The organism is Pseudomonas sp. JAI111 (genome assembly GCF_024809425.1).
Taxonomy (GTDB): domain Bacteria; phylum Pseudomonadota; class Gammaproteobacteria; order Pseudomonadales; family Pseudomonadaceae; genus Aquipseudomonas.
The window spans coordinates 1,510,998-1,529,976 of sequence record NZ_JANUCB010000001.1 but is presented as its reverse complement, the minus strand read 5'-3'; the positions used below and the strand labels follow the sequence as shown (position 1 = coordinate 1,529,976).

At 60.3% G+C, this 18,979-nt stretch carries 20 protein-coding genes; 11 read left to right on the top strand and 9 right to left on the bottom strand.

What is annotated here, in order from left to right:
• Positions 1–13: 13 nt before the first annotated feature.
• The 6 genes from ptsP to HNR03_RS07220 form a co-directional block, all read right to left on the bottom strand.
• Positions 14–2,530 (bottom strand): phosphoenolpyruvate--protein phosphotransferase, encoded by a 2,517-nt coding sequence (ptsP, locus tag HNR03_RS07245; protein ID WP_259151926.1) that lies wholly within the window; start codon positions 2,528–2,530, stop codon positions 14–16.
• Positions 2,531–2,700: 170 nt separating this feature from the next.
• Positions 2,701–3,723, bottom strand: a complete 1,023-nt coding sequence (locus HNR03_RS07240) for an SIS domain-containing protein (protein WP_222589898.1) — start codon at positions 3,721–3,723, stop codon at positions 2,701–2,703.
• The gene (gene nagA / locus HNR03_RS07235; protein WP_259151924.1) at positions 3,704–4,810 is read right to left on the bottom strand and encodes an N-acetylglucosamine-6-phosphate deacetylase; all 1,107 of its coding nucleotides are present in this window, start codon (positions 4,808–4,810) and stop codon (positions 3,704–3,706) included. The genes HNR03_RS07240 and nagA overlap by 20 nt, the downstream gene beginning before the upstream one ends.
• Positions 4,811–4,878: 68 nt before the next feature.
• Positions 4,879–5,610: a GntR family transcriptional regulator gene (locus HNR03_RS07230; RefSeq protein ID WP_090188044.1), complete on the bottom strand. Its 732-nt coding sequence runs from the start codon at positions 5,608–5,610 to the stop codon at positions 4,879–4,881.
• Between the two features lie 292 nt (positions 5,611–5,902).
• Positions 5,903–6,406 (bottom strand): murein L,D-transpeptidase family protein, encoded by a 504-nt coding sequence (locus HNR03_RS07225; protein WP_222589901.1) that lies wholly within the window; start codon positions 6,404–6,406, stop codon positions 5,903–5,905.
• Positions 6,407–6,474: 68 nt separating this feature from the next.
• Positions 6,475–7,026: an NUDIX hydrolase gene (locus tag HNR03_RS07220; protein WP_222589902.1), complete on the bottom strand. Its 552-nt coding sequence runs from the start codon at positions 7,024–7,026 to the stop codon at positions 6,475–6,477.
• A 146-nt stretch (positions 7,027–7,172) separates the two neighbouring features.
• On the opposite strand from HNR03_RS07220, the gene HNR03_RS07215 reads away from it, so the two are divergent.
• The 5 genes from HNR03_RS07215 to purT all read left to right on the top strand — a co-directional run bounded on the left by HNR03_RS07215 (position 7,173) and on the right by purT (position 10,452).
• The gene (locus tag HNR03_RS07215) at positions 7,173–7,772 is read left to right on the top strand and encodes a CoA pyrophosphatase (RefSeq protein WP_090188037.1); all 600 of its coding nucleotides are present in this window, start codon (positions 7,173–7,175) and stop codon (positions 7,770–7,772) included.
• Between the two features lie 54 nt (positions 7,773–7,826).
• The gene (locus HNR03_RS07210) at positions 7,827–8,351 is read left to right on the top strand and encodes a gamma carbonic anhydrase family protein (protein WP_090188034.1); all 525 of its coding nucleotides are present in this window, start codon (positions 7,827–7,829) and stop codon (positions 8,349–8,351) included.
• Positions 8,348–8,563, top strand: a complete 216-nt coding sequence (locus HNR03_RS07205; RefSeq protein WP_208669864.1) for a DUF1289 domain-containing protein — start codon at positions 8,348–8,350, stop codon at positions 8,561–8,563. Before HNR03_RS07210 ends, HNR03_RS07205 begins: the two co-directional genes overlap by 4 nt.
• A 147-nt stretch (positions 8,564–8,710) precedes the next feature.
• Positions 8,711–9,178: a preQ0 transporter gene (locus tag HNR03_RS07200; protein ID WP_259151916.1), complete on the top strand. Its 468-nt coding sequence runs from the start codon at positions 8,711–8,713 to the stop codon at positions 9,176–9,178.
• 92 nt (positions 9,179–9,270) lie between these two features.
• Positions 9,271–10,452: a formate-dependent phosphoribosylglycinamide formyltransferase gene (gene purT, locus HNR03_RS07195; protein ID WP_222589906.1), complete on the top strand. Its 1,182-nt coding sequence runs from the start codon at positions 9,271–9,273 to the stop codon at positions 10,450–10,452.
• A 114-nt stretch (positions 10,453–10,566) separates the two neighbouring features.
• Here purT and HNR03_RS07190 read toward each other — a convergent pair whose 3' ends face one another.
• The 3 genes from HNR03_RS07190 to HNR03_RS07180 form a co-directional block, all read right to left on the bottom strand.
• On the bottom strand, positions 10,567–11,883 hold the full coding sequence (locus HNR03_RS07190) for an MFS transporter (protein WP_259151912.1): 1,317 nt from the start codon (positions 11,881–11,883) through the stop codon (positions 10,567–10,569).
• 211 nt (positions 11,884–12,094) lie between these two features.
• Positions 12,095–13,336, bottom strand: coding sequence for an HlyC/CorC family transporter (locus HNR03_RS07185; protein ID WP_259151910.1), 1,242 nt, complete (start codon positions 13,334–13,336; stop codon positions 12,095–12,097).
• Between the two features lie 12 nt (positions 13,337–13,348).
• Positions 13,349–14,161 (bottom strand): inner membrane protein YpjD, encoded by an 813-nt coding sequence (locus tag HNR03_RS07180; RefSeq protein ID WP_222589909.1) that lies wholly within the window; start codon positions 14,159–14,161, stop codon positions 13,349–13,351.
• 195 nt (positions 14,162–14,356) lie between these two features.
• On the opposite strand from HNR03_RS07180, the gene ffh reads away from it, so the two are divergent.
• The 6 genes from ffh (at position 14,357) to xerD (ending at position 18,958) form a co-directional block, all read left to right on the top strand.
• Positions 14,357–15,733: a signal recognition particle protein gene (gene ffh / locus HNR03_RS07175; protein WP_259151907.1), complete on the top strand. Its 1,377-nt coding sequence runs from the start codon at positions 14,357–14,359 to the stop codon at positions 15,731–15,733.
• Between the two features lie 249 nt (positions 15,734–15,982).
• A complete protein-coding gene (gene rpsP / locus HNR03_RS07170) occupies positions 15,983–16,234 on the top strand; it encodes a 30S ribosomal protein S16 (RefSeq protein ID WP_010463010.1) in 252 nt (83 codons plus the stop codon).
• A gap of 5 nt (positions 16,235–16,239) precedes the next feature.
• Positions 16,240–16,776, top strand: a complete 537-nt coding sequence (gene rimM / locus HNR03_RS07165) for a ribosome maturation factor RimM (RefSeq protein WP_007944873.1) — start codon at positions 16,240–16,242, stop codon at positions 16,774–16,776.
• Positions 16,777–16,778: 2 nt separating this feature from the next.
• Positions 16,779–17,531: a tRNA (guanosine(37)-N1)-methyltransferase TrmD gene (trmD, locus tag HNR03_RS07160; RefSeq protein WP_090188015.1), complete on the top strand. Its 753-nt coding sequence runs from the start codon at positions 16,779–16,781 to the stop codon at positions 17,529–17,531.
• A gap of 45 nt (positions 17,532–17,576) precedes the next feature.
• The gene (rplS, locus tag HNR03_RS07155) at positions 17,577–17,927 is read left to right on the top strand and encodes a 50S ribosomal protein L19 (protein WP_003175895.1); all 351 of its coding nucleotides are present in this window, start codon (positions 17,577–17,579) and stop codon (positions 17,925–17,927) included.
• A gap of 134 nt (positions 17,928–18,061) precedes the next feature.
• Positions 18,062–18,958, top strand: a complete 897-nt coding sequence (xerD, locus tag HNR03_RS07150) for a site-specific tyrosine recombinase XerD (RefSeq protein ID WP_063342599.1) — start codon at positions 18,062–18,064, stop codon at positions 18,956–18,958.
• The last annotated feature ends 21 nt before the right edge of the window (positions 18,959–18,979 follow it).

Below are 18,979 nucleotides of genomic sequence, written 5' to 3'. Positions count from 1 at the left end.
CTGTTGTAGTTGTTCAGCTCAGAGGCCAATGCTGGTAACAGGCGTGACGCACCGCGCCGGCGCTGCTCAGCTTGAGCAGGTCGTGGCTGATACGCCGGCATTGCTCGGCGTCGAGGTGGCGCACGCGGTCTTTGATTTCGCCGATCTGCACCGGGCTCACCGACAGTTCGCTGACGCCCAGGCCGATCAGTACCGGCGTGGCCAGCGGATCCGAGGCCAGCGCGCCGCAGACGCCGACCCAACGGTCATGCACCGCCGCGCCGGCACAGGTCTGGGCAATCAGCCGCAACAGGGCCGGGTGCATCGCATCGACGCGGGAGGCGAGGCCGGCGTGGTCGCGGTCCATGGCCAGGGTGTACTGGGATAAATCGTTGGTGCCGATGGACAGGAAGTCCGCATGTTCTGCCAGTTGTTCGGCGAGCAATGCGGCGGCCGGGACTTCAATCATCACGCCCAGCTCCGGGCGATCACTGATGCCGAGTTCAATACACAGGGCATCGAGACGCTGACGGATGTGCAGCAGTTCATCGACCTCAGTGACCATCGGCAGGAGGATTCGGCAACGAGACAGCGGGCGGGAGTGCAGCAGTGCGCGCAGTTGCTGGTCGAGAATTTCCGGACGCAACTGAGCCAGGCGAATACCGCGCAAACCAAGCACCGGGTTGGCCTCGACCGGCAATGGCAGGTAATCGAGTTGCTTGTCGCCGCCGACGTCGATGGTGCGGATGATCACCGACTTGTCGCCCATGGCGTCGAGGACAGCTTGATAGGCGAGGCGTTGTTCCTGTTCATCCGGCGCGGTGTGGCGGTCGACAAAGAGAAATTCGGTGCGCAGCAGGCCCACGCCATCGGCGCCATTGGCCAGCGCATCGGCGGCTTCGGCGCTGGAGGCGACATTGGCGGCGACTTCGATGTGCACGCCGTCGCGCGTCAGTGCCGGGGTGTGCGCTTGAGACTGCTGGAGCGCGCGGCGTTGCTGATGCTCGAGTTGCGCTTGGTGCACTTCGGTCAGGCGTTCGGTGGTTGGCATCAGTTCGAGTCGCCCGCCATCGGCATCCAGCACCACTGCTTGGCTTTGTTCCTGATCCAGCAGCGCCGACCCCAGCGCAACCAGACACGGCAGGCCTTTGCCCCGCGCAAGAATCGCCACGTGAGACGTCGCGCCACCCTCGGCCATGCACAACCCGGCGACGCCTTGCTGGCTCAGTTGCAGCAAGTCCGACGGCGTCAGCTCATGGGCGGCGACGATGGCGCCGGCCGGTACATCGTAGTGCCAGGTTTCGCCGAGCAAGGCGCGCAACACGCGTTGCTTGAGGTCGCGCAGATCGTTGGCGCGTTCGGCCAGTAACGGGCTGCCGAGTCGCTGGAGAATCTCGCATTGAGTGTCGATCGATTGGCTCCAGGCGTGGGTCGCCGCTGTGCCCTGTTCGATGGAAGCTTGCGCCGTGTCCAGCAGCGCCGGGTCTTCGAGCAAGGCAAGGTGCGCGGCGAAGATCGCTTCTTCGTCCGCGTTCCTGTGCTTTTTGGCTTGGGAGAGGGTGTGGTCGATTTCACTGCGCACCACGCTCAGCGCGGCATCTAGCGCCTGCAGTTGTTGCGCCGGATCGTGGTGCCCGGCATCCACCGGCAGGCTGATGGCGCTCAAGCGAAACAACGGCCCGGCCACCAGACCGGGTGCTGCACAAACACCGTGCAGCACGCCCGCTTCGGCCGTTCGATGGTGGCGGGTCATAAGGGCTGGCGCGGCTGCGTGCTTGTCCTCGGCCAGCGCTGTGGATAAGGCGATCAGCAATGCTTGCAGCGCCGCTTCGGCATCCGGGCCCTGGCAACTGACCTGAACGTCGTCCTGCTCGCCGATGGCCAGGCCCATTAGCCCGATCAGGCTGTTACAGGTCGCCGACTTGCCAGCGAAATGCAGCTGCGATGTGCTTTTGAAGCCTTGAGCGGTCTGGCGAATCAGCGCTGCTGGTCGAGCGTGCAGGCCACCACGGTGGGCGACGCGAACGTGGCCGACATGTTCTTCCCCTAAAAGCTCCACTTCGGCCTGCGCCCCCGAGCCCTGGCGACGAATGATGTGCAGCAACGGCTCGCCGACCTTTACCGACTTCAGCGTAATGGGCCGCGCCTGAAAGTCCTGGCTGTTGGTCAGGATCATCAGGCTGACCAGGCTTTTACACTGCTGCGCGACCTTGTCCAGGTCGTAGCGCAACAGCGGCTGACCATTGCTGACGCGCGCGCCTTCCTTGACCAGCATCGAGAAGCCTTCACCCTGCAATTCGACTGTATCCAGGCCAAGGTGCAACAGTAATTCGGCGCCGTTATCGGCGCGCAAAGTGACGGCGTGGCCGGTGCGAGCGACGTGCACCACCACCCCCGCGCACGGTGCATGGAGCGTGTCGTTGAGCGGGTCGATGGCGATCCCGTCGCCCATGGCGCCGCTGGCGAACACCGGGTCCGGAACTTTGGCGAGCGTCAGCACCGGGCCGCTGAGCGGGGCGCTGAGGGTCAGCTCTTTATTATTGTTGTGCATGGCTCGGTCTCATCAGAAAAACTACGGTTCGGATCAACTCGCCCCTGTAGGAGCTGTCGAGTGAAACGAGGCTGCGATCTTTGGATCTTGTTTTTTAAAATCTAAAATCAAAAGATCGCAGCCTCGTTTCACTCGACAGCTCCTACAGGGTTGCTCGTTCGGCCTTCGAGTTAGTGCGTGCGCGTCACTTTGCTCAAATGACGCGGCTGGTCCGGGTCCAGGCCGCGGGCCACCGCTAAACCGGCGGCCATGACGTAGAAACTCTGGATCGCCAGAATCGGATCAAGGGCCGGGTGTTCTGCGCGGGTCAGGGTGAGGTCGCGTTCGGCAATGTCATCCGGTGCGGCGAGCAGAACCCGGGCGCCGCGCTGGCGCATGTCGGCGGCGAGGCTCAGCAAACCAGCCTGCTCGGCACCGCGTGGGGCGAAGATCAGCAACGGGTAGTTTTCATCGATCAATGCCATCGGCCCGTGACGGACCTCGGCGCTGCTGAAGGCTTCGGCCTGAATCGCCGAGGTTTCCTTGAACTTCAGTGCTGCCTCCTGGGCGATGGCGAAACCGGCGCCGCGACCGATGACCATCAAGCGTTGGCAATCGCGCAGGGCGTCGATGGCCAGGCTCCAGTCCTGTTTCGCCGCCTCGCGCAAACCTTCGGGCAGGGCATTGCCGGCCTCCAGCAACTCCATGTCGTCTTTCCAATGAGCGATCAACCGGGCACTGGCGCTGAGGGTTGCGATAAAACTCTTGGTGGCGGCGACGCTGCTTTCGGTGCCGGCCAGCAGGGGCAAGCTGAATTCACAGGCAGCTTCCAGCGGTGAACTCTCGGCGTTGACCATCGAGATGCTCAGGGCGCCACGCTTGCGCAGCAAACGCAGGCTGTTCACCAGATCGGGGCTTTGCCCGGATTGCGAAAAGGCGAAGGCCACCTGGCCGCTGACCTTCAACGGCGCTTGCAGCATGGTTACCACCGACATCGGCAACGACGCCACCGGAAATCCCAATTGCTGCATGGTCAGGTAGGCGAAGTAACTGGCGGCATGATCGGAGCTCCCGCGAGCGACCGTCATCACCACTTGCGGTGGCTGGCGACGCAGGCGTGCGGCGATCTCGATCATCTGCGGGTCGAGTTGTTCCAGTTGGGCTTGCACGGCCTCGAACGAGGACAGCGCCTCTTCAAGCATTTTTGAAGTCAATGTCTTCTCCTTCGACCATGACGGCGGTCAGTGTGAGTGAGCGATCCAGCCGCACGCTGTCGGCCCAGCTGCCTGGCGCAAGGCGGCCACGTTCCTGGAGGCCGAGGTAGTCGGCGGGGAATTGCGAAAGACGTTGCGAGGCTTCGGCGACCGACAACCCGACTTTCACCAGATTGCGCAGCGCCTGATCCATGGTCAGGGTACTGCCGGCCAGCGTGCCATCGGGCAAGCGCACGCCACCCAGGCACTTGGTGACCGTGTGGCTGCCGAGCTTGTATTCACCGTCCGGCATGCCGGCGGCGGCGGTGGAGTCGGTGACGCAATACAGGCAGGGAATGGCGCGCAGGGCGACGCGGATGGCGCCGGGATGCACGTGCAGCAAGTCCGGGATCAGTTCGGCGTACTTGGCGTGAGCCAGTGCGGCGCCGACGATGCCCGGCTCGCGGTGGTGCAACGGACTCATGGCGTTGTAGAGGTGGGTGAAACTGCTGGCGCCGGCCGCCAGCGCGGCAACGCCTTCCTCATAACTGCCGAGGGTGTGGCCGATTTGCATGCGGATACCGCGCGCACTGAGGTCGCGGATCAAGGCGTCGTGGCCGGCGATTTCCGGGGCAATGGTGATCACCCGGATCGGTGCCAGGGCCAAATATTCTTCGACTTCGGCCATCAGCGCGGTGTGGGCGAAATTCGGTTGGGCGCCGAGTTTTCCGGGGTTGATGTAGGGACCTTCCAGGTGCACGCCGAGCACGCGGGCGCAGCCTTTCGGGCGTTGCTCGGAAAACTCGCCGATGGCCTTGAGCACGCTGGAAATCTCTTCGCTCGGCGCGGTCATGGTGGTGGCCAGCAGCGCGGTGGTGCCGAAACGTACGTGGGTTTTGCTGATGGTTTCGAAGGCGCTGGCGCCTTCCATGATGTCTTTGCCGCCACCGCCGTGAACGTGCAGGTCGATGAAGCCGGGCAGCAGGTAGGGCAAGTCGTTGTCGGCCGGATCGCACGGCACGCCTTCAATGGACACGACCTTGCCATGTTCGTGAATCAGCCGGCCGCGAACCCAGCCGTGGGCGGTGAGGATGTTGTCTTCGGACATGATCGGTTCTCGTTGCTCGATGAGCGGCAAAGCCTTTTAGTGGCGCAGCCTTTTATCTACGAAGCTCTTTATCTGCGAAGCTCTGCGACAAAGTCGTAGTAGTCGTTGCGGCAATAGGTGTCGGTGACTTCAATTGGCGTGTTGTCTTCCAGGTAGCCGACCCGGGTCATCAGCAGCATGGCGGTGCCGGGGGCGATGCCGACCAGGGCGGCGAATTCGTCCGAGGCGTTGATCGCCTGGATGTGTTGCAGGGCGCGGACGATCGGCTTGCCGATGCCGTCGAGGTATTCATAAAGGGAGTCGCCCACCGCTTGTGGTTTGGGAATGATCGAGGCGGGCAGGGTGCTCATCTCGATCGCCATGACGGTGTCGTCGGCTTTGCGCAGGCGTTTGAGCCGCGCGACCTTGTCGTTCGGTGAAAGACCGAGGCGGATCAGTTCTTCGTGGGTCGGCGGGGTGATTTCGCGCTCCAGCCATTGCGAGCCGGGGACGAAGCCCTTGAGGCGCAGCATCTCGCTGAACCCGGAAAGGCGCGACAGCGGTTGTTCGAGGCGTGGCGTGATGAACGTGCCGGAGCCTTGGTTGCGGCGGATCAGGCCTTGCTCGAACAGCACTTCCAGCGCCTTGCGCGCGGTGACGCGCGAAATGCCCAGCACTTCGCTGAGATTGCGCTCTGACGGCATGGCCTGTTCGGCTTTCCACTGGCCGGCATGAATCGCCGTTTCCAGATTGCGCGCCAGTTGCAAGTACAGCGGCGTTGGCTGTGTGTCGTCGGGACGTAAGGCCTGGAGGTCATTCATGTTGGGGTGTCCGATGCGGATATTGGAGTGTTGTTTCCCGCGAATGGCCGAAAAATTAATACCACTTGAATACCATGTCAATGCCAGTATTTTGCTGCAGGTGCAGCAAAGCATGGCCTGCCGGACAAGCTGGAGGCGGTGAGGTTTTAAGTGGTATTAGCGGTGGGGATTTTGAATGCAAAGATCGCAGCCTGCGGCAGCGCCTGGAGGGGGAATTGGTATCTCCCCGTCAGGCGCTGATGCGGCTGCGATCTTTTGAATTTATTTTTCGAGGGGCGACGGAAGGTCGTCGTTACGGGCGAATCTCGATCATCGTGCCATCGGGCACCAGGCCCCAGACTTCGCGCATGTCCATGTTGCGCATGGCGATGCAGCCGTCGGTCCAGTCCAGCGTGTGGAACAGGTCTTCGGGGGTGTCTTCGGTGTCTGGTGTGCCATGGATCATGATCATGCTCCCCGGCGCGACGCCTTCACGCCGGGCGCGGGCAGAGTCGCTGATGTTCGGGTAGGAAATGTGCATCGCCAGATTGAATTTGTCGCTGACCTTGCGCCAGTCCAGCCAATAGAAGCCTTCAGGCGTGCGTTTGTCGCCTTCCATCAGCTTCGGCCCCCTGGGGCTTTTGCCCAGGGAGATGCGATAGGTCTTGATCGGCTTGCCGTCGTTGATCAGCTGCAATTGATGGGCGGATTTCAAAACCAGAACTTTCTCGATGACTCTGCCGTTCAGGGTCTCCGCTACGGAAGCCTGTGACAGGGCAACGAAAGTCAAACAAAACACGGCAAGCAACCAGCGCATTGAAACGATATCCCTGAAAGGTGTCGCGACTATTTAGTTAGTTATAGGTGATTTTGGAGCCAGGAGCTTTAGGTGTTGGCAGGCTGAGCAAGCGGCGGGATCGATTCGGACCGCACAGGGTAGACCTCGGTCCGCCGGTCAGCGAAGAAGCATTCTAGGGTACGGCCCACCGTGCGGAAAGCCAGCTCGGACCACGGGATGTCGGCTTCGTCGAAAAGCTGCACCTCCAGGCTCTCGGGACCCGCGGAAAAATCCAGGTCCACCAGTTCGGCGCGAAAGAATACATGCACCTGACTGATGTGCGGTACATCGATCAACGTATAGATGCTCAGGTTGCGCACCCGGGCGCAGGCCTCTTCGGCCGTTTCGCGAATAGCCGCCTGCTCGATGGTTTCACCGTTCTCCATGAACCCGGCGGGCAGGGTCCAGTAACCGAGCCGAGGCTCGATGGCGCGTCGGCACAGCAACACTTTCGAGCCCCAGGTCGCCACGCAGCCGGCGACGATGTTGGGGTTTTGATAGTGAATCGTCTGACAGTTGTCGCAGACAAAACGCAGGCGCGAATCGCCTTCGGGAATGCGCTGGGTGACCGGGTTGCCGCACTGACTGCAAAATTTCATGCTTGGGTTCCTGAATGCTGCGCCTATCTTGGCGTGCGTCGGTGTCTGTCGGCAAGTTGTCGTTTAGCGACATGCAGCGGTTATGGGGTTGGGCGACAGGTTCGATTGGTGCATGATGCAAGGTAGCTAACAAGTCGAGAAGTCTCATGCTGGACGAGCTACTGCATCGAGTAAGCAACCACATCCCACGCACACTGGAAACCGACAAGCGTTTCCCCGAGGCCGCGGTATTGGTGCCCATCACTCGCAGTGACGAACCGGAACTGGTTCTGACCCTGCGCGCCAGCGGGCTCTCGACCCATGGCGGTGAAGTGGCCTTTCCCGGTGGTCGTCGCGATCCCGAAGATCCCGACCTGATTTTCACCGCGCTGCGCGAAGCCGAAGAAGAAATCGGTCTACCGCCAGGGCTGGTCGAAGTCATTGGCCCGTTAAGCCCGTTGATTTCCCTGCATGGCATCAAGGTCACACCGTATGTCGGCGTCATTCCGGACTTTGTCGAATACCTGGCCAACGATGCCGAAATCGCAGCGGTGTTCAGTGTGCCTCTGGAGTTCTTCCGCGAAGATCCCCGGGAACACACTCACCGCATCGATTACCAGGGGCGCAGTTGGTACGTGCCGAGTTATCGTTACGGCGAGTACAAGATCTGGGGCCTGACCGCGATCATGATCGTGGAGTTGATCAACCTGCTTTATGACGCTGACATCAGCCTGCACCACCCACCCAAAAGTTTTATCAATAGTTGAAGCCATCGTTCGTATGGCGAGAAACGCGGCTGCCTGAGCCTTGAGGAAAACAAGATGAAATACCGCCTGGGCGATGCCCGCGTCGAAACCCATCCGCAGAGTTGGGTTGCGCCCAATGCCGTGCTGGTGGGCAAGGTCAAACTGGAAGAGGGTGCCAACGTCTGGTTCAACGCCGTGCTGCGTGGCGACAACGAGCTGATCCTGATCGGCAAGAACAGCAACGTCCAGGACGGCACAGTGATGCACACCGACATGGGCTACCCGCTGACCATCGGTACCGGCGTGACCATCGGCCACAACGCCATGCTTCACGGCTGCACCGTGGGCGATTACAGCCTGATCGGCATCAACGCGGTGATTCTCAACGGCGCGAAGATCGGCAAGAACTGCATCATCGGCGCCAACTCGCTGATCGGAGAGGGCAAGGAAATTCCGGACGGCTCGCTGGTCATGGGCTCGCCGGGCAAGGTGGTTCGAGAACTGACCGAGCCGCAGAAAAAGATGCTGGAGGCCAGTGCCGCGCACTATGTGCACAACTCGCAGCGTTATGCCCGCGATCTGGTCGAGCAGGACGAATGAGTGCCAGTGAACGACCGGTCCTGTCGCCCTGCGTGAACATTTGCGCGCTGGACGAGGATGATATTTGCACCGGGTGCCAGCGCACGGTGGAGGAAATCACCCGTTGGAGTCGGATGGATAATGAAGAGCGCCGCAAGGTGCTGGGGTTGTGTCATGAGCGGGCAAAATCCAGCGGCCTTCTCTGGATGCTGGGCAAAACGCCTGATCTGTAGGAGCTGTGGAGGAGCTGTCGAGTGCAACGAGGCTGCGATCTTTTGACTTGGTTTCTTAAAAGACAAGATCAAAAGATCGCAGCCTCGTTGCACTCCTCAGCTCCTACGCTACTCTGTGCGCCAAATTGACAGGTATCCCACGTCCCCATGTTCTTCCTGATCGCCTACATCAGCAGCGTTGTGCTGATCAACTTCGCCTTTTCCACCGCCCCGCACCTGGACATCATCTGGTCCGCGTGGGGCGGGTTGGTGTTTGTCTTGCGCGATATGGTGCAAACACGCTTCGGCCACGGCGCGATTGCCGCAATGCTCGCTGCATTGGTCCTGTCCTACGTCACGTCCGATCCGTCCATTGCGTTGGCCAGCGCCACGGCGTTCGCGGTGTCCGAGTGCATTGACTGGCTGGTATTCAGCGTCACCAAGCGGCCCTTGCACGATCGCCTGTGGATAAGTTCGGCCCTGAGCATTCCCCTCGACACCTTCATCTTCTTCGGCATGATCGACGCGTTTACGCCAGGCGTGATCCTCACCGCCATGGGCTCGAAGTTCGTCGGTGTCACCGCCGTGTGGCTGATCATGGCCTGGCGCCTGCGCAAACAGGCCGTCGTCAGCTGAAGCCAAACCCTGCGGTTCATGTAAAATGCCGCGCTTTGGGGACGCGCGCACGTTGCTGCATCCCTCGATGATCCGCTTCTTGAGGACCTGAGATGACCCGTATCGGAACTCCATTGTCGCCAACCGCGACCCGCGTATTGCTGTGTGGCTGTGGTGAGTTGGGCAAGGAAGTGGTGATCGAGCTGCAACGCCTGGGCGTTGAAGTGATTGCCGTGGATCGCTACGCCAATGCGCCGGCCATGCAGGTCGCGCATCGCAGCCACGTAATCAACATGCTCGACGGCGCCGCCCTGCGTGCGGTGATCGAAGCCGAGAAGCCGCACTTCATCGTGCCGGAAATCGAAGCCATCGCCACCGCAACCCTCGTGGAACTGGAAGCCGAAGGCTTCACCGTGATCCCGACCGCGCGTGCCGCACAGCTGACCATGAACCGCGAAGGCATCCGTCGCCTGGCCGCTGAAGAGCTGGACCTGCCGACCTCGCCTTATCACTTCGCCGACACCTTCGAGGATTACAGCAAGGCCGTCGAGGACCTGGGCTTCCCGTGCGTGGTCAAGCCGGTGATGAGTTCGTCGGGTAAAGGCCAGAGCCTGCTGCGCAGCGCCGATGACGTGAAAACCGCTTGGGATTACGCGCAGGAAGGCGGTCGTGCCGGTAAAGGCCGCGTGATCATCGAAGGCTTCATCGATTTTGATTACGAAATTACCTTGCTGACCGTGCGTCACATTGGCGGCACGACGTTCTGTGCGCCAGTCGGCCATCGTCAGGAGAAGGGCGACTATCAGGAATCCTGGCAGCCACAAGCCATGAGCCCGATTGCCCTGGCAGAATCCGAGCGCGTTGCCAAAGCGGTCACCGAAGCCCTGGGCGGTCGCGGTCTGTTTGGTGTCGAGCTGTTCATCAAAGGTGATCAGGTGTGGTTCAGCGAAGTGTCGCCGCGTCCGCATGACACCGGTCTGGTGACGTTGATTTCTCAGGATCTGTCGCAGTTCGCGCTGCACGCACGGGCAATTCTCGGCCTGCCGATTCCATTGGTCCGTCAGTTCGGGCCTTCGGCTTCGGCGGTGATTCTGGTGGAGGGGCAATCGACCCAGACAGCTTTTGCCAATCTGGGGGCTGCATTGAGCGAGCCAGATACGGCGTTGCGTCTGTTCGGCAAGCCTGAAGTGAATGGTCAGCGCCGGATGGGCGTGGCGTTGGCGCGGGATGAGTCGATTGAGGCCGCTCGTGCCAAAGCGACCCGTGCTGCTCAGGCTGTTGTAGTCGAGCTGTAAACCGAGGCGCGCCTATCGCCAGCAGGCTAGCTCCCACAGGGTTATTGATTGGTCACAGATTTTGTGTACACCCAATTTCCATGTGGGAGCCAGCCTGCTGGCGATGCTTCTGCTTCAGGCCACCCGATTCAGGTCGTTATTTCGCGTTTCCTTCAGGCACAGCACAGCAATCAAGCTCAGCACCGCCGCCCCCGACACATACCCGCCGACATAACTCAAACCGCCCATTGCCACCAGTTTCTGTGCGAAGAACGGCGCCGCCGAGGCCCCGACGATGCCGCCCAGGTTGTAGGCTGCCGATGCGCCGGTATAGCGAACGTGGGTCGGAAACAGCTCCGGCAGCAACGCGCCCATTGGCGCGAACGTCACGCCCATCAGAAACAGCTCAATGCACAGGAACAGCGCAACGCCCCAGGTCGACCCCTGAGTCAGCAGCGGTTCCATCAGAAATCCGGACAGAATCGCCAGCACGCCGCCGATGATCAGCACCGGCTTGCGCCCGTAACGATCACTGGCCCAGGCCGATAACGGTGTGGCCGCCGCCATGAACAGGACGGCGAAGCACAGCAGGGCAAGGAAGGTTTCGCGCGTGTAACCAAGCGTCGACACGCCATAACTCAACGAAAACACCGTCGAAATGTAAAACAGCGCGTAGCACACCACCATCGAACCGGCACCCAACATCATCGGCGCCCAGTACTGGCTGAACAGCTCGATCAGCGGGATCTTCACTCGTTCCTGACGGGCCATGGCGTTGGCGAACACCGGGGTCTCGTGGAGTTTGAGGCGTACGTACAAACCCACCATCACCAACACGGCGCTGAGCAGGAACGGAATCCGCCAGCCCCACGAGCGGAACTGCTCGTCATTCAAGGTCATGGCCAATGTCAGGAACAGGCCGTTGGCGGCTAGAAAACCGATGGAAGGGCCGAGCTGCGGAAACATGCCGAACCAGGCACGTTTGCCCTTGGGCGCGTTCTCCGTCGCCAGCAACGCTGCGCCACCCCATTCGCCACCGAGCCCCAGGCCTTGGCCAAAACGCAGTACGCACAACAGAACCGGCGCCCAGGCCCCAATGCTGTCGTAACCCGGCAATACGCCGATTAACGTGGTGCACACGCCCATTAACAGGAGGGAGGCAACCAGTGTCGATTTGCGCCCGATACGGTCGCCGAAGTGACCGAACAGGGCCGAACCCAGCGGTCGGGCCAGAAAAGCGATGCCAAAGGTGAGGAACGCCGAGAGCATCTGCGCGGTGCCGGAAGTCTGCGGAAAGAACACCGGACCGATCACCAGCGCGGCGGCTGTGGCGTAGACGTAGAAGTCGTAGAACTCGATGGCAGTGCCGATAAAACTCGCCGTCGCTACGCGGGTGGCGGAGTTGGTCGGTTGCGCAGGTGTGGTGTCGCTGAAAGCGGTGCTGGTCGTCATGCAATGATCCCTGACAGTCATGCTCCAGTGGAGCGAATTATTATGGTCGAACACCCAGGGATGTGGGTTTGGAGCGGTGTGCGGGTAGCACGGGGGTAGGGCGAGGCTTGGGTAAGCGGCTCGATTATAGGAAGGCGGCTAACGATTCAACAAGGGGCTTGGGGTGCAAGGGCGCTCCCACAGGTTCTGGGCCTTGAACAACGGGATTGCGTCAGACCTGAGGGAGTGCCGGAACCGAACTGGTATGCCAGATCAGCACGCGCGTGACGCGGTTGTCCTCGGTCTCAAGAATCTCGAGGCGATAGCGCCCGATTTTCAGGCACACCGCGCTGTCGGGAATGGTCTCCAGCGCTTCGGTGACCAAACCGTTGAGGGTTTTCGGGCCGTCGCTGGGCAGGTGCCAGCCCAGGGTCTTGTTCAGTTCGCGAATCGACGCCGCGCCTTCGATCACCAGTCGCCCGTCAGGCTGCGGATGGATGTGCGGGTTGTCCAGGCTGTGCTGGCTCTCGAACTCACCGACGATTTCTTCAAGGATGTCTTCAAGCGTCACGATGCCCAGCACTTCGCCGTATTCGTCGACCACCATGCCCAAGCGCCGCTGCTGCTTGTGGAAATTCAGGAGTTGCAATTGCAACGGCGTGCTTTCAGGCACGAAGTACGGTTCGTGACTGGCGGCCAGCAGCGCCTCGAATGTCAGGCTGCCGTCGGGTAGCAAGTGCCGGATCTGTCGGGTGTTCAGCACCGCTTCGACCTGGTTGATGTCGCTGTGGAACACCGGAAGACGTGTGCGCTTGTTGTTGCGCAGCTGTTCGATGATTTCTTCAATCGGGTCGTCGAGGTTGATCCCGTCGACGTCACTGCGCGGCACCAGGATGTCGTTGACCGTGATGTTGTCGAGCGCGTGGATGCCCGCGAGCGGGTGTGGGCGGCAGACGGGCTGCTCGTGGTTGTCGTGCCGTTCGTTCGGCGACTCGTCTTCGCTCTGCTGCACGACTTTGGGTTTGCGGGCAAACGGCCGCATCAACAACTGGGCGATGGCATTGAGCAGCCAGGCGGCCGGATAGATGATTTTCAACGGCGCGCCGAGCAACGTGTTGCCCAAGGCGAGGATGGCGTCCGGATAGCGCACGGCCAGGCTGCGGGGCAGGTAGTCGGCGAACACCAGAAGCACGGCGCCGGCGACCGCGCAGGCAATCCAGGGGCCGTTTTGCGCCCAGGTGAAGATCGCCAGCAATGTACTGATGACCATGACCAGCGCACGGCACAGCGTATTGCACAAAATCAGGCTATTGATCGGGAAGCTCAGCTTCGCCACCGGTTTGTCGCTCGAACGCGAGGCGGTGCGCTGGGCCAGCAGGTGTTGTTGTGCCGTTTCGATGGCGGTAAACAACCCAGACCACAAAATCAGCAGGGCCAATACCGCGAGCATCGGCCCTATGGGCAAGTCGTCCATTATTGCCGCCCGTCAGATGTGCAAAATGTATTCACGGACCAGTTTGCTGCCGAAATACGCCAGCATCAGCAGGCAGAAACCGGCGAGGGTCCAGCGAATGGCCTTGTGTCCGCGCCAGCCGAGACGGTTACGGCCCCACAGTAGAACACTGAAGACGATCCAGGCCAGGCAGGCCAGCAAGGTCTTGTGCACCAGATGCTGGGCGAACAGGTTCTCGACGAACAGCCAGCCTGAAATCAGCGACAGCGACAGCAGGGTCCAGCCAGCCCAGAGGAAACCGAACAGCAGGCTTTCCATGGTTTGCAGCGGCGGGAAGTTCTTGATCAGGCCGGACGGATGCTTATGTTTGAGCTGGTGATCTTGCACCAGCAACAGCAACGCCTGGAAGACGGCGATGGTGAACATGCCGTAAGCGAGGATCGACAAGAGGATATGCGCAAGAATGCCGGGCTCTTCGTCGATGATCTGCACCGTGCCCGCAGGGGCGAACTGTGCCAGCAGTGCCGTGGCGGCACCGAGCGGGAACAGCAATACAAGCAGGTTTTCCACCGGGATTCGCGAGCAGGCCAGCAGGGTCAAGGCGATGACCGCCGCGGCAATCAGGCTGGCGGCACTGAAAAAGTCCAGGCCCAGGCCAATTGGCGTCAACAGGTGGGTAAACAGGCTGGCGCTGTGAGCCAGCACGGCCAGAACGCCGAGCGTGACCAGCAGACGCTTGTTCGCCTTGGCGCCAGTGGCCAGGCGAGTGCCTTGATAGAGGGTCGCAGCGGCATATAAGCAGGCGGCGGCGAGGGTAGTGAGCAAACTGGGTGACAAGGGGAGCATAAATCCTGTTAGGCAAGCCCGAAAGGCGCTGAGTTTGGCATAGAACCCCCGCAGCACGAAAGTGCGAGGTGTCCGCCAGACGCAGTCTTCGCTATAATCCGCGACCTGCCCACGCCGCAGGCTCGCCGAGCACATGTTTATTCCGGTCTGGGCCGCCATTATCCCGGTCTACACAGGGCCTGAAAGGATCGCGCAATGTTTGAAAACTTAACCGACCGTCTCTCGCAGACGCTGCGCCATGTCACCGGCAAAGCCAAGCTGACCGAGGACAACATTAAAGACACCCTGCGTGAAGTGCGCATGGCGTTGCTCGAGGCCGATGTCGCCTTGCCGGTGGTCAAAGACTTCGTCAGTTCGGTCAAGGACCGTGCCGTCGGCACCGAGGTGTCGCGCAGCCTGACGCCGGGCCAGGCCTTCGTGAAGATCGTCCAGGCCGAACTCGAAAGCCTGATGGGTGCGGCCAACGAAGATTTGAACCTGAGCGCCGTTCCGCCTGCCGTCGTGCTGATGGCCGGTCTGCAGGGCGCGGGTAAAACCACCACCGCCGGCAAACTCGCGCGCTTTCTTAAAGAGCGCAAGAAGAAGTCGGTCATGGTCGTGTCGGCGGACGTTTACCGTCCAGCGGCGATCAAGCAGCTGGAAATGCTCGCGGGTGAAGTCGGTGTTACCTTCTTCCCGTCCGACCTGAGCCAGAAGCCGGTCGACATCGCTCAAGCAGCTATAAAAGAAGCAAAGCTTAAGTTTATTGATGTGGTCATCGTCGATACCGCCGGTCGACTGCACATCGACGAAGAGATGATGGGCGAAATCAAGGCGCTGCACGCCGCGATCAACCCGGTCGAAACGCTGTTCGTGGTCGACGCCATGACCGGCCAGGACGCCGCCAACACGGCCAAGGCCTTTGGCGATGCGCTGCCACTGACCGGTGTGATTCTGACCAAGGTCGACGGCGACGCCCGTGGTGGTGCCGCATTGTCGGTTCGTGCCATTACCGGCAAGCCGATCAAGTTCATCGGTATGGGCGAGAAGAGCGAAGCGCTCGAGCCGTTCCACCCTGAGCGTATTGCTTCGCGCATCCTCGGCATGGGTGACGTGCTCAGCCTGATCGAACAGGCCGAAGCGACCCTCGACAAGGACAAGGCCGACAAACTGGCCAAGAAGCTGAAGAAGGGCAAGGGCTTCGACCTCGAAGACTTCCGCGATCAGCTGCAACAGATGAAGAACATGGGCGGCCTTGGCGGCCTCATGGACAAACTGCCGAACATCGGCGGTGTGAACCTGGCGCAAATGGGCAACGCCCAGGGCGCGGCAGAGAAACAATTCAAACAGATGGAAGCCATCATCAACTCCATGACCCCGGCCGAGCGCCGCGACCCTGAGCTGATCAGCGGTTCGCGCAAGCGCCGGATCGCCATGGGCTCGGGCACTCAGGTGCAGGACATCGGTCGCTTGATCAAGCAGCACAAGCAGATGCAGAAGATGATGAAGAAATTCTCCGCCAAAGGCGGGATGGCCAAAATGATGCGCGGCATGGGCGGTATGTTGCCCGGCGGCGGCATGCCGAAAATGTAAAAAATTCGCGCAAGGGCTTGCTCTTGCGCACCCCACACGGAAGTGGGATCTCCAGCAAACCCGCACTTGGCGGGAGCTGACTGGCCGTTTTCAACGACGGCTCTATAGCAAATCTGGATGGCGTCCGATAGGCCGCCGGAAAAAGTCATTTGCAAAAGTCCGGATATTCCTTAGAATATGCGGCCTTTCGGGCACCTATGCCCGCTGTGCCTTTAGATTTGCAGCACCGACTACAGGAACGATGTTCACATGCTAACAATCCGTCTTGCCCTTGGCGGCTCCAAAAAGCGCCCGTTTTACCACTTGACCGTAACCGACAGCCGCAACCCGCGCGACGGTTCGCACAAGGAACAGGTTGGTTTCTTCAACCCTGTTGCTCGTGGTCAAGAAGTCCGTCTGTCCGTGAACCAAGAGCGCGTAGCCTACTGGCTGAGCGTTGGTGCACAGCCTTCTGAGCGCGTTGCTCAGTTGTTGAAGGACGCTTCTAAGGCTGCGGCCTGAGCAATATGAACGCGACGCCAGCTGTTGCTGATGATTTGATCGTTATCGGCAAGATTTATTCTGTTCATGGCGTTCGCGGCGAAGTGAAGGTTTATTCCTTTACTGATCCGACTGAAAACCTGTTGCAGTACAAAACCTGGACGCTCAAGCGCGAAGGCAATGTCAAACAGGTCGAGCTGGTCAGCGGACGTGGGAACGACAAGTTCCTGGTCGCAAAGCTCAAGGGTCTTGATGATCGTGAAGAAGCTCGTCTTCTGGCCGGTTATGAGATCTGCGTGCCGCGCAACCTGTTCCCTGAATTGACCGACGGCGAGTACTACTGGTACCAGCTGGAAGGTCTGAAGGTAATTGATCAACTCGGGCAATTGCTCGGGAAAATCGACCACCTTCTGGAAACCGGCGCCAATGATGTAATGGTGGTCAAGCCTTGCGCTGGCAGCCTGGATGATCGCGAACGCCTGTTGCCCTATACGGAGCAATGCGTGTTGGCCGTCGACCTTGCCGCAGGCGAGATGAAGGTGGATTGGGACGCGGACTTCTAAGCGTGGCTAACTTGCGCGTAGAAGTGATCAGTTTGTTTCCCGAGATGTTCTCCGCCATCAGCGAGTACGGCATCACCAGTCGTGCGGTGAAACAGGGGCTCTTGCAGCTCACCTGTTGGAATCCGCGAGACTACACGACGGATCGACATCACACTGTGGACGATCGCCCATTTGGCGGTGGCCCGGGCATGGTGATGAAGATCAAGCCCCTGGAAGACGCTCTGGTTCAGGCCAAGGCAGCAGCCGGGGAGGCGGCGAAGGTGATTTACCTGTCCCCCCAAGGCCGTCAACTGAATCAGTCGGCGGTACGCGAGTTGGCGAATCTGGATGCATTGATCCTGATTGCCGGTCGTTATGAAGGCATTGACGAGCGTTTTATTGAAGCTCATGTCGATGAAGAGTGGTCGATTGGCGACTATGTACTGTCTGGCGGCGAGCTGCCGGCGATGGTCCTGATCGATGCGGTTACACGACTGCTGCCTGGAGCTTTAGGGCATGCGGACTCCGCCGAGGAAGATTCCTTTACGGATGGTTTGCTGGATTGCCCGCACTACACCCGACCGGAGGTGTATGCGGATCAGCGTGTTCCCGACGTATTGCTAAGTGGCAATCACGCGCATATCCGGCGTTGGCGTTTACAGCAGTCCCTTGGTAGGACCTTTGAACGACGCGCCGATCTTCTGGAAAGCCGCTCGCTTTCTGGAGAAGAGAAGAAGCTGCTCGAGGAATACATCCGCGAGCGGGACGATAGTTAACAACGTATCGATGGTAGATCCGACGATTTACCTTAGGAGCACAGCATGACTAACAAAATCATCCTTGCACTCGAAGCAGAGCAGATGACCAAAGAGATCCCTACCTTTGCCCCGGGCGACACTATTGTCGTTCAGGTGAAAGTGAAGGAAGGCGACCGTTCGCGTCTGCAAGCGTTCGAAGGTGTTGTTATCGCCAAGCGTAACCGCGGCGTAAACAGTGCTTTCACCGTTCGTAAAATCTCCAACGGTGTTGGCGTAGAGCGTACTTTCCAGACCTACAGCCCGCAAATCGACAGCATGGCCGTTAAACGTCGCGGTGACGTACGTAAAGCCAAGCTGTACTACCTGCGTGACCTGTCCGGTAAAGCAGCTCGCATCAAGGAAAAACTGGCTTAAGTCCAGCTTCCGATGCAGAAAAAAGCAGCCTACGGGCTGCTTTTTTGTTGGCTGCGATTTATGCGCGCAATGGTTCCGCAGCTGGGCGGGCTATGAAAGACTGTCCCATCGTTACTTGTCTTGCCTGAGCCTTTATGCCCGCCATCGATCACCCTCTGATAGACCAATTCCTTGATGCTCTCTGGCTGGAAAAAGGTCTTTCCGACAATACCCGCGATGCCTATCGCAGCGACCTGGCCTTGTTCAATGGCTGGTTGCAGGAAAAAGGCCTGGAGCTGATCAACGCCGGGCGCGAACTGATCCTCGATCACCTGGCCTGGCGCCTGGAGCAAAACTACAAACCCCGATCCACCGCGCGATTTCTTTCCGGCGTGCGTGGCTTTTATCGCTATCTGCTGCGGGAAAAGCTGATCGCCGTCGACCCGACGTTGCGTGTCGACATGCCGCAACTCGGTAGGCCGTTGCCCAAATCGTTGTCGGAAGCGGATGTGGAAGCGCTGTTGAAGGCGCCGGACTTGAGCGAAGCCATCGGCCAGCGTGATCGCGCCATGCTTGAGGTGCTTTACGCCTGTGGCTTGCGCGTGACCGAGCTGATCAGCCTGACGCTGGAACAGGTCAACCTGCGCCAGGGCGTATTGCGAGTGATGGGCAAGGGCAGCAAGGAACGACTGGTGCCGATGGGCGAGGAGGCGATTGTCTGGGTCGAGCGTTACATGCGCGATGCCCGTGGTGAGCTGCTCGGTGGGCGGCCCAGTGATGTGCTGTTCCCCAGCTTGCGTGGTGAGCAGATGACCCGCCAGACCTTCTGGCATCGCATCAAGCACCAGGCCAAGGTCGCCGGGATCGGCAAGTCGCTGTCGCCGCATACCCTGCGTCACGCTTTCGCCACGCACTTGCTCAACCACGGCGCCGACCTGCGCGTGGTGCAAATGCTGCTCGGCCACAGCGATCTGTCGACCACCCAGATCTACACTCACGTTGCCCGCGCACGCCTGCAAGACCTGCACGCCAAGCACCACCCGCGCGGCTGAATGTCATCCCTGTGGGAGCGG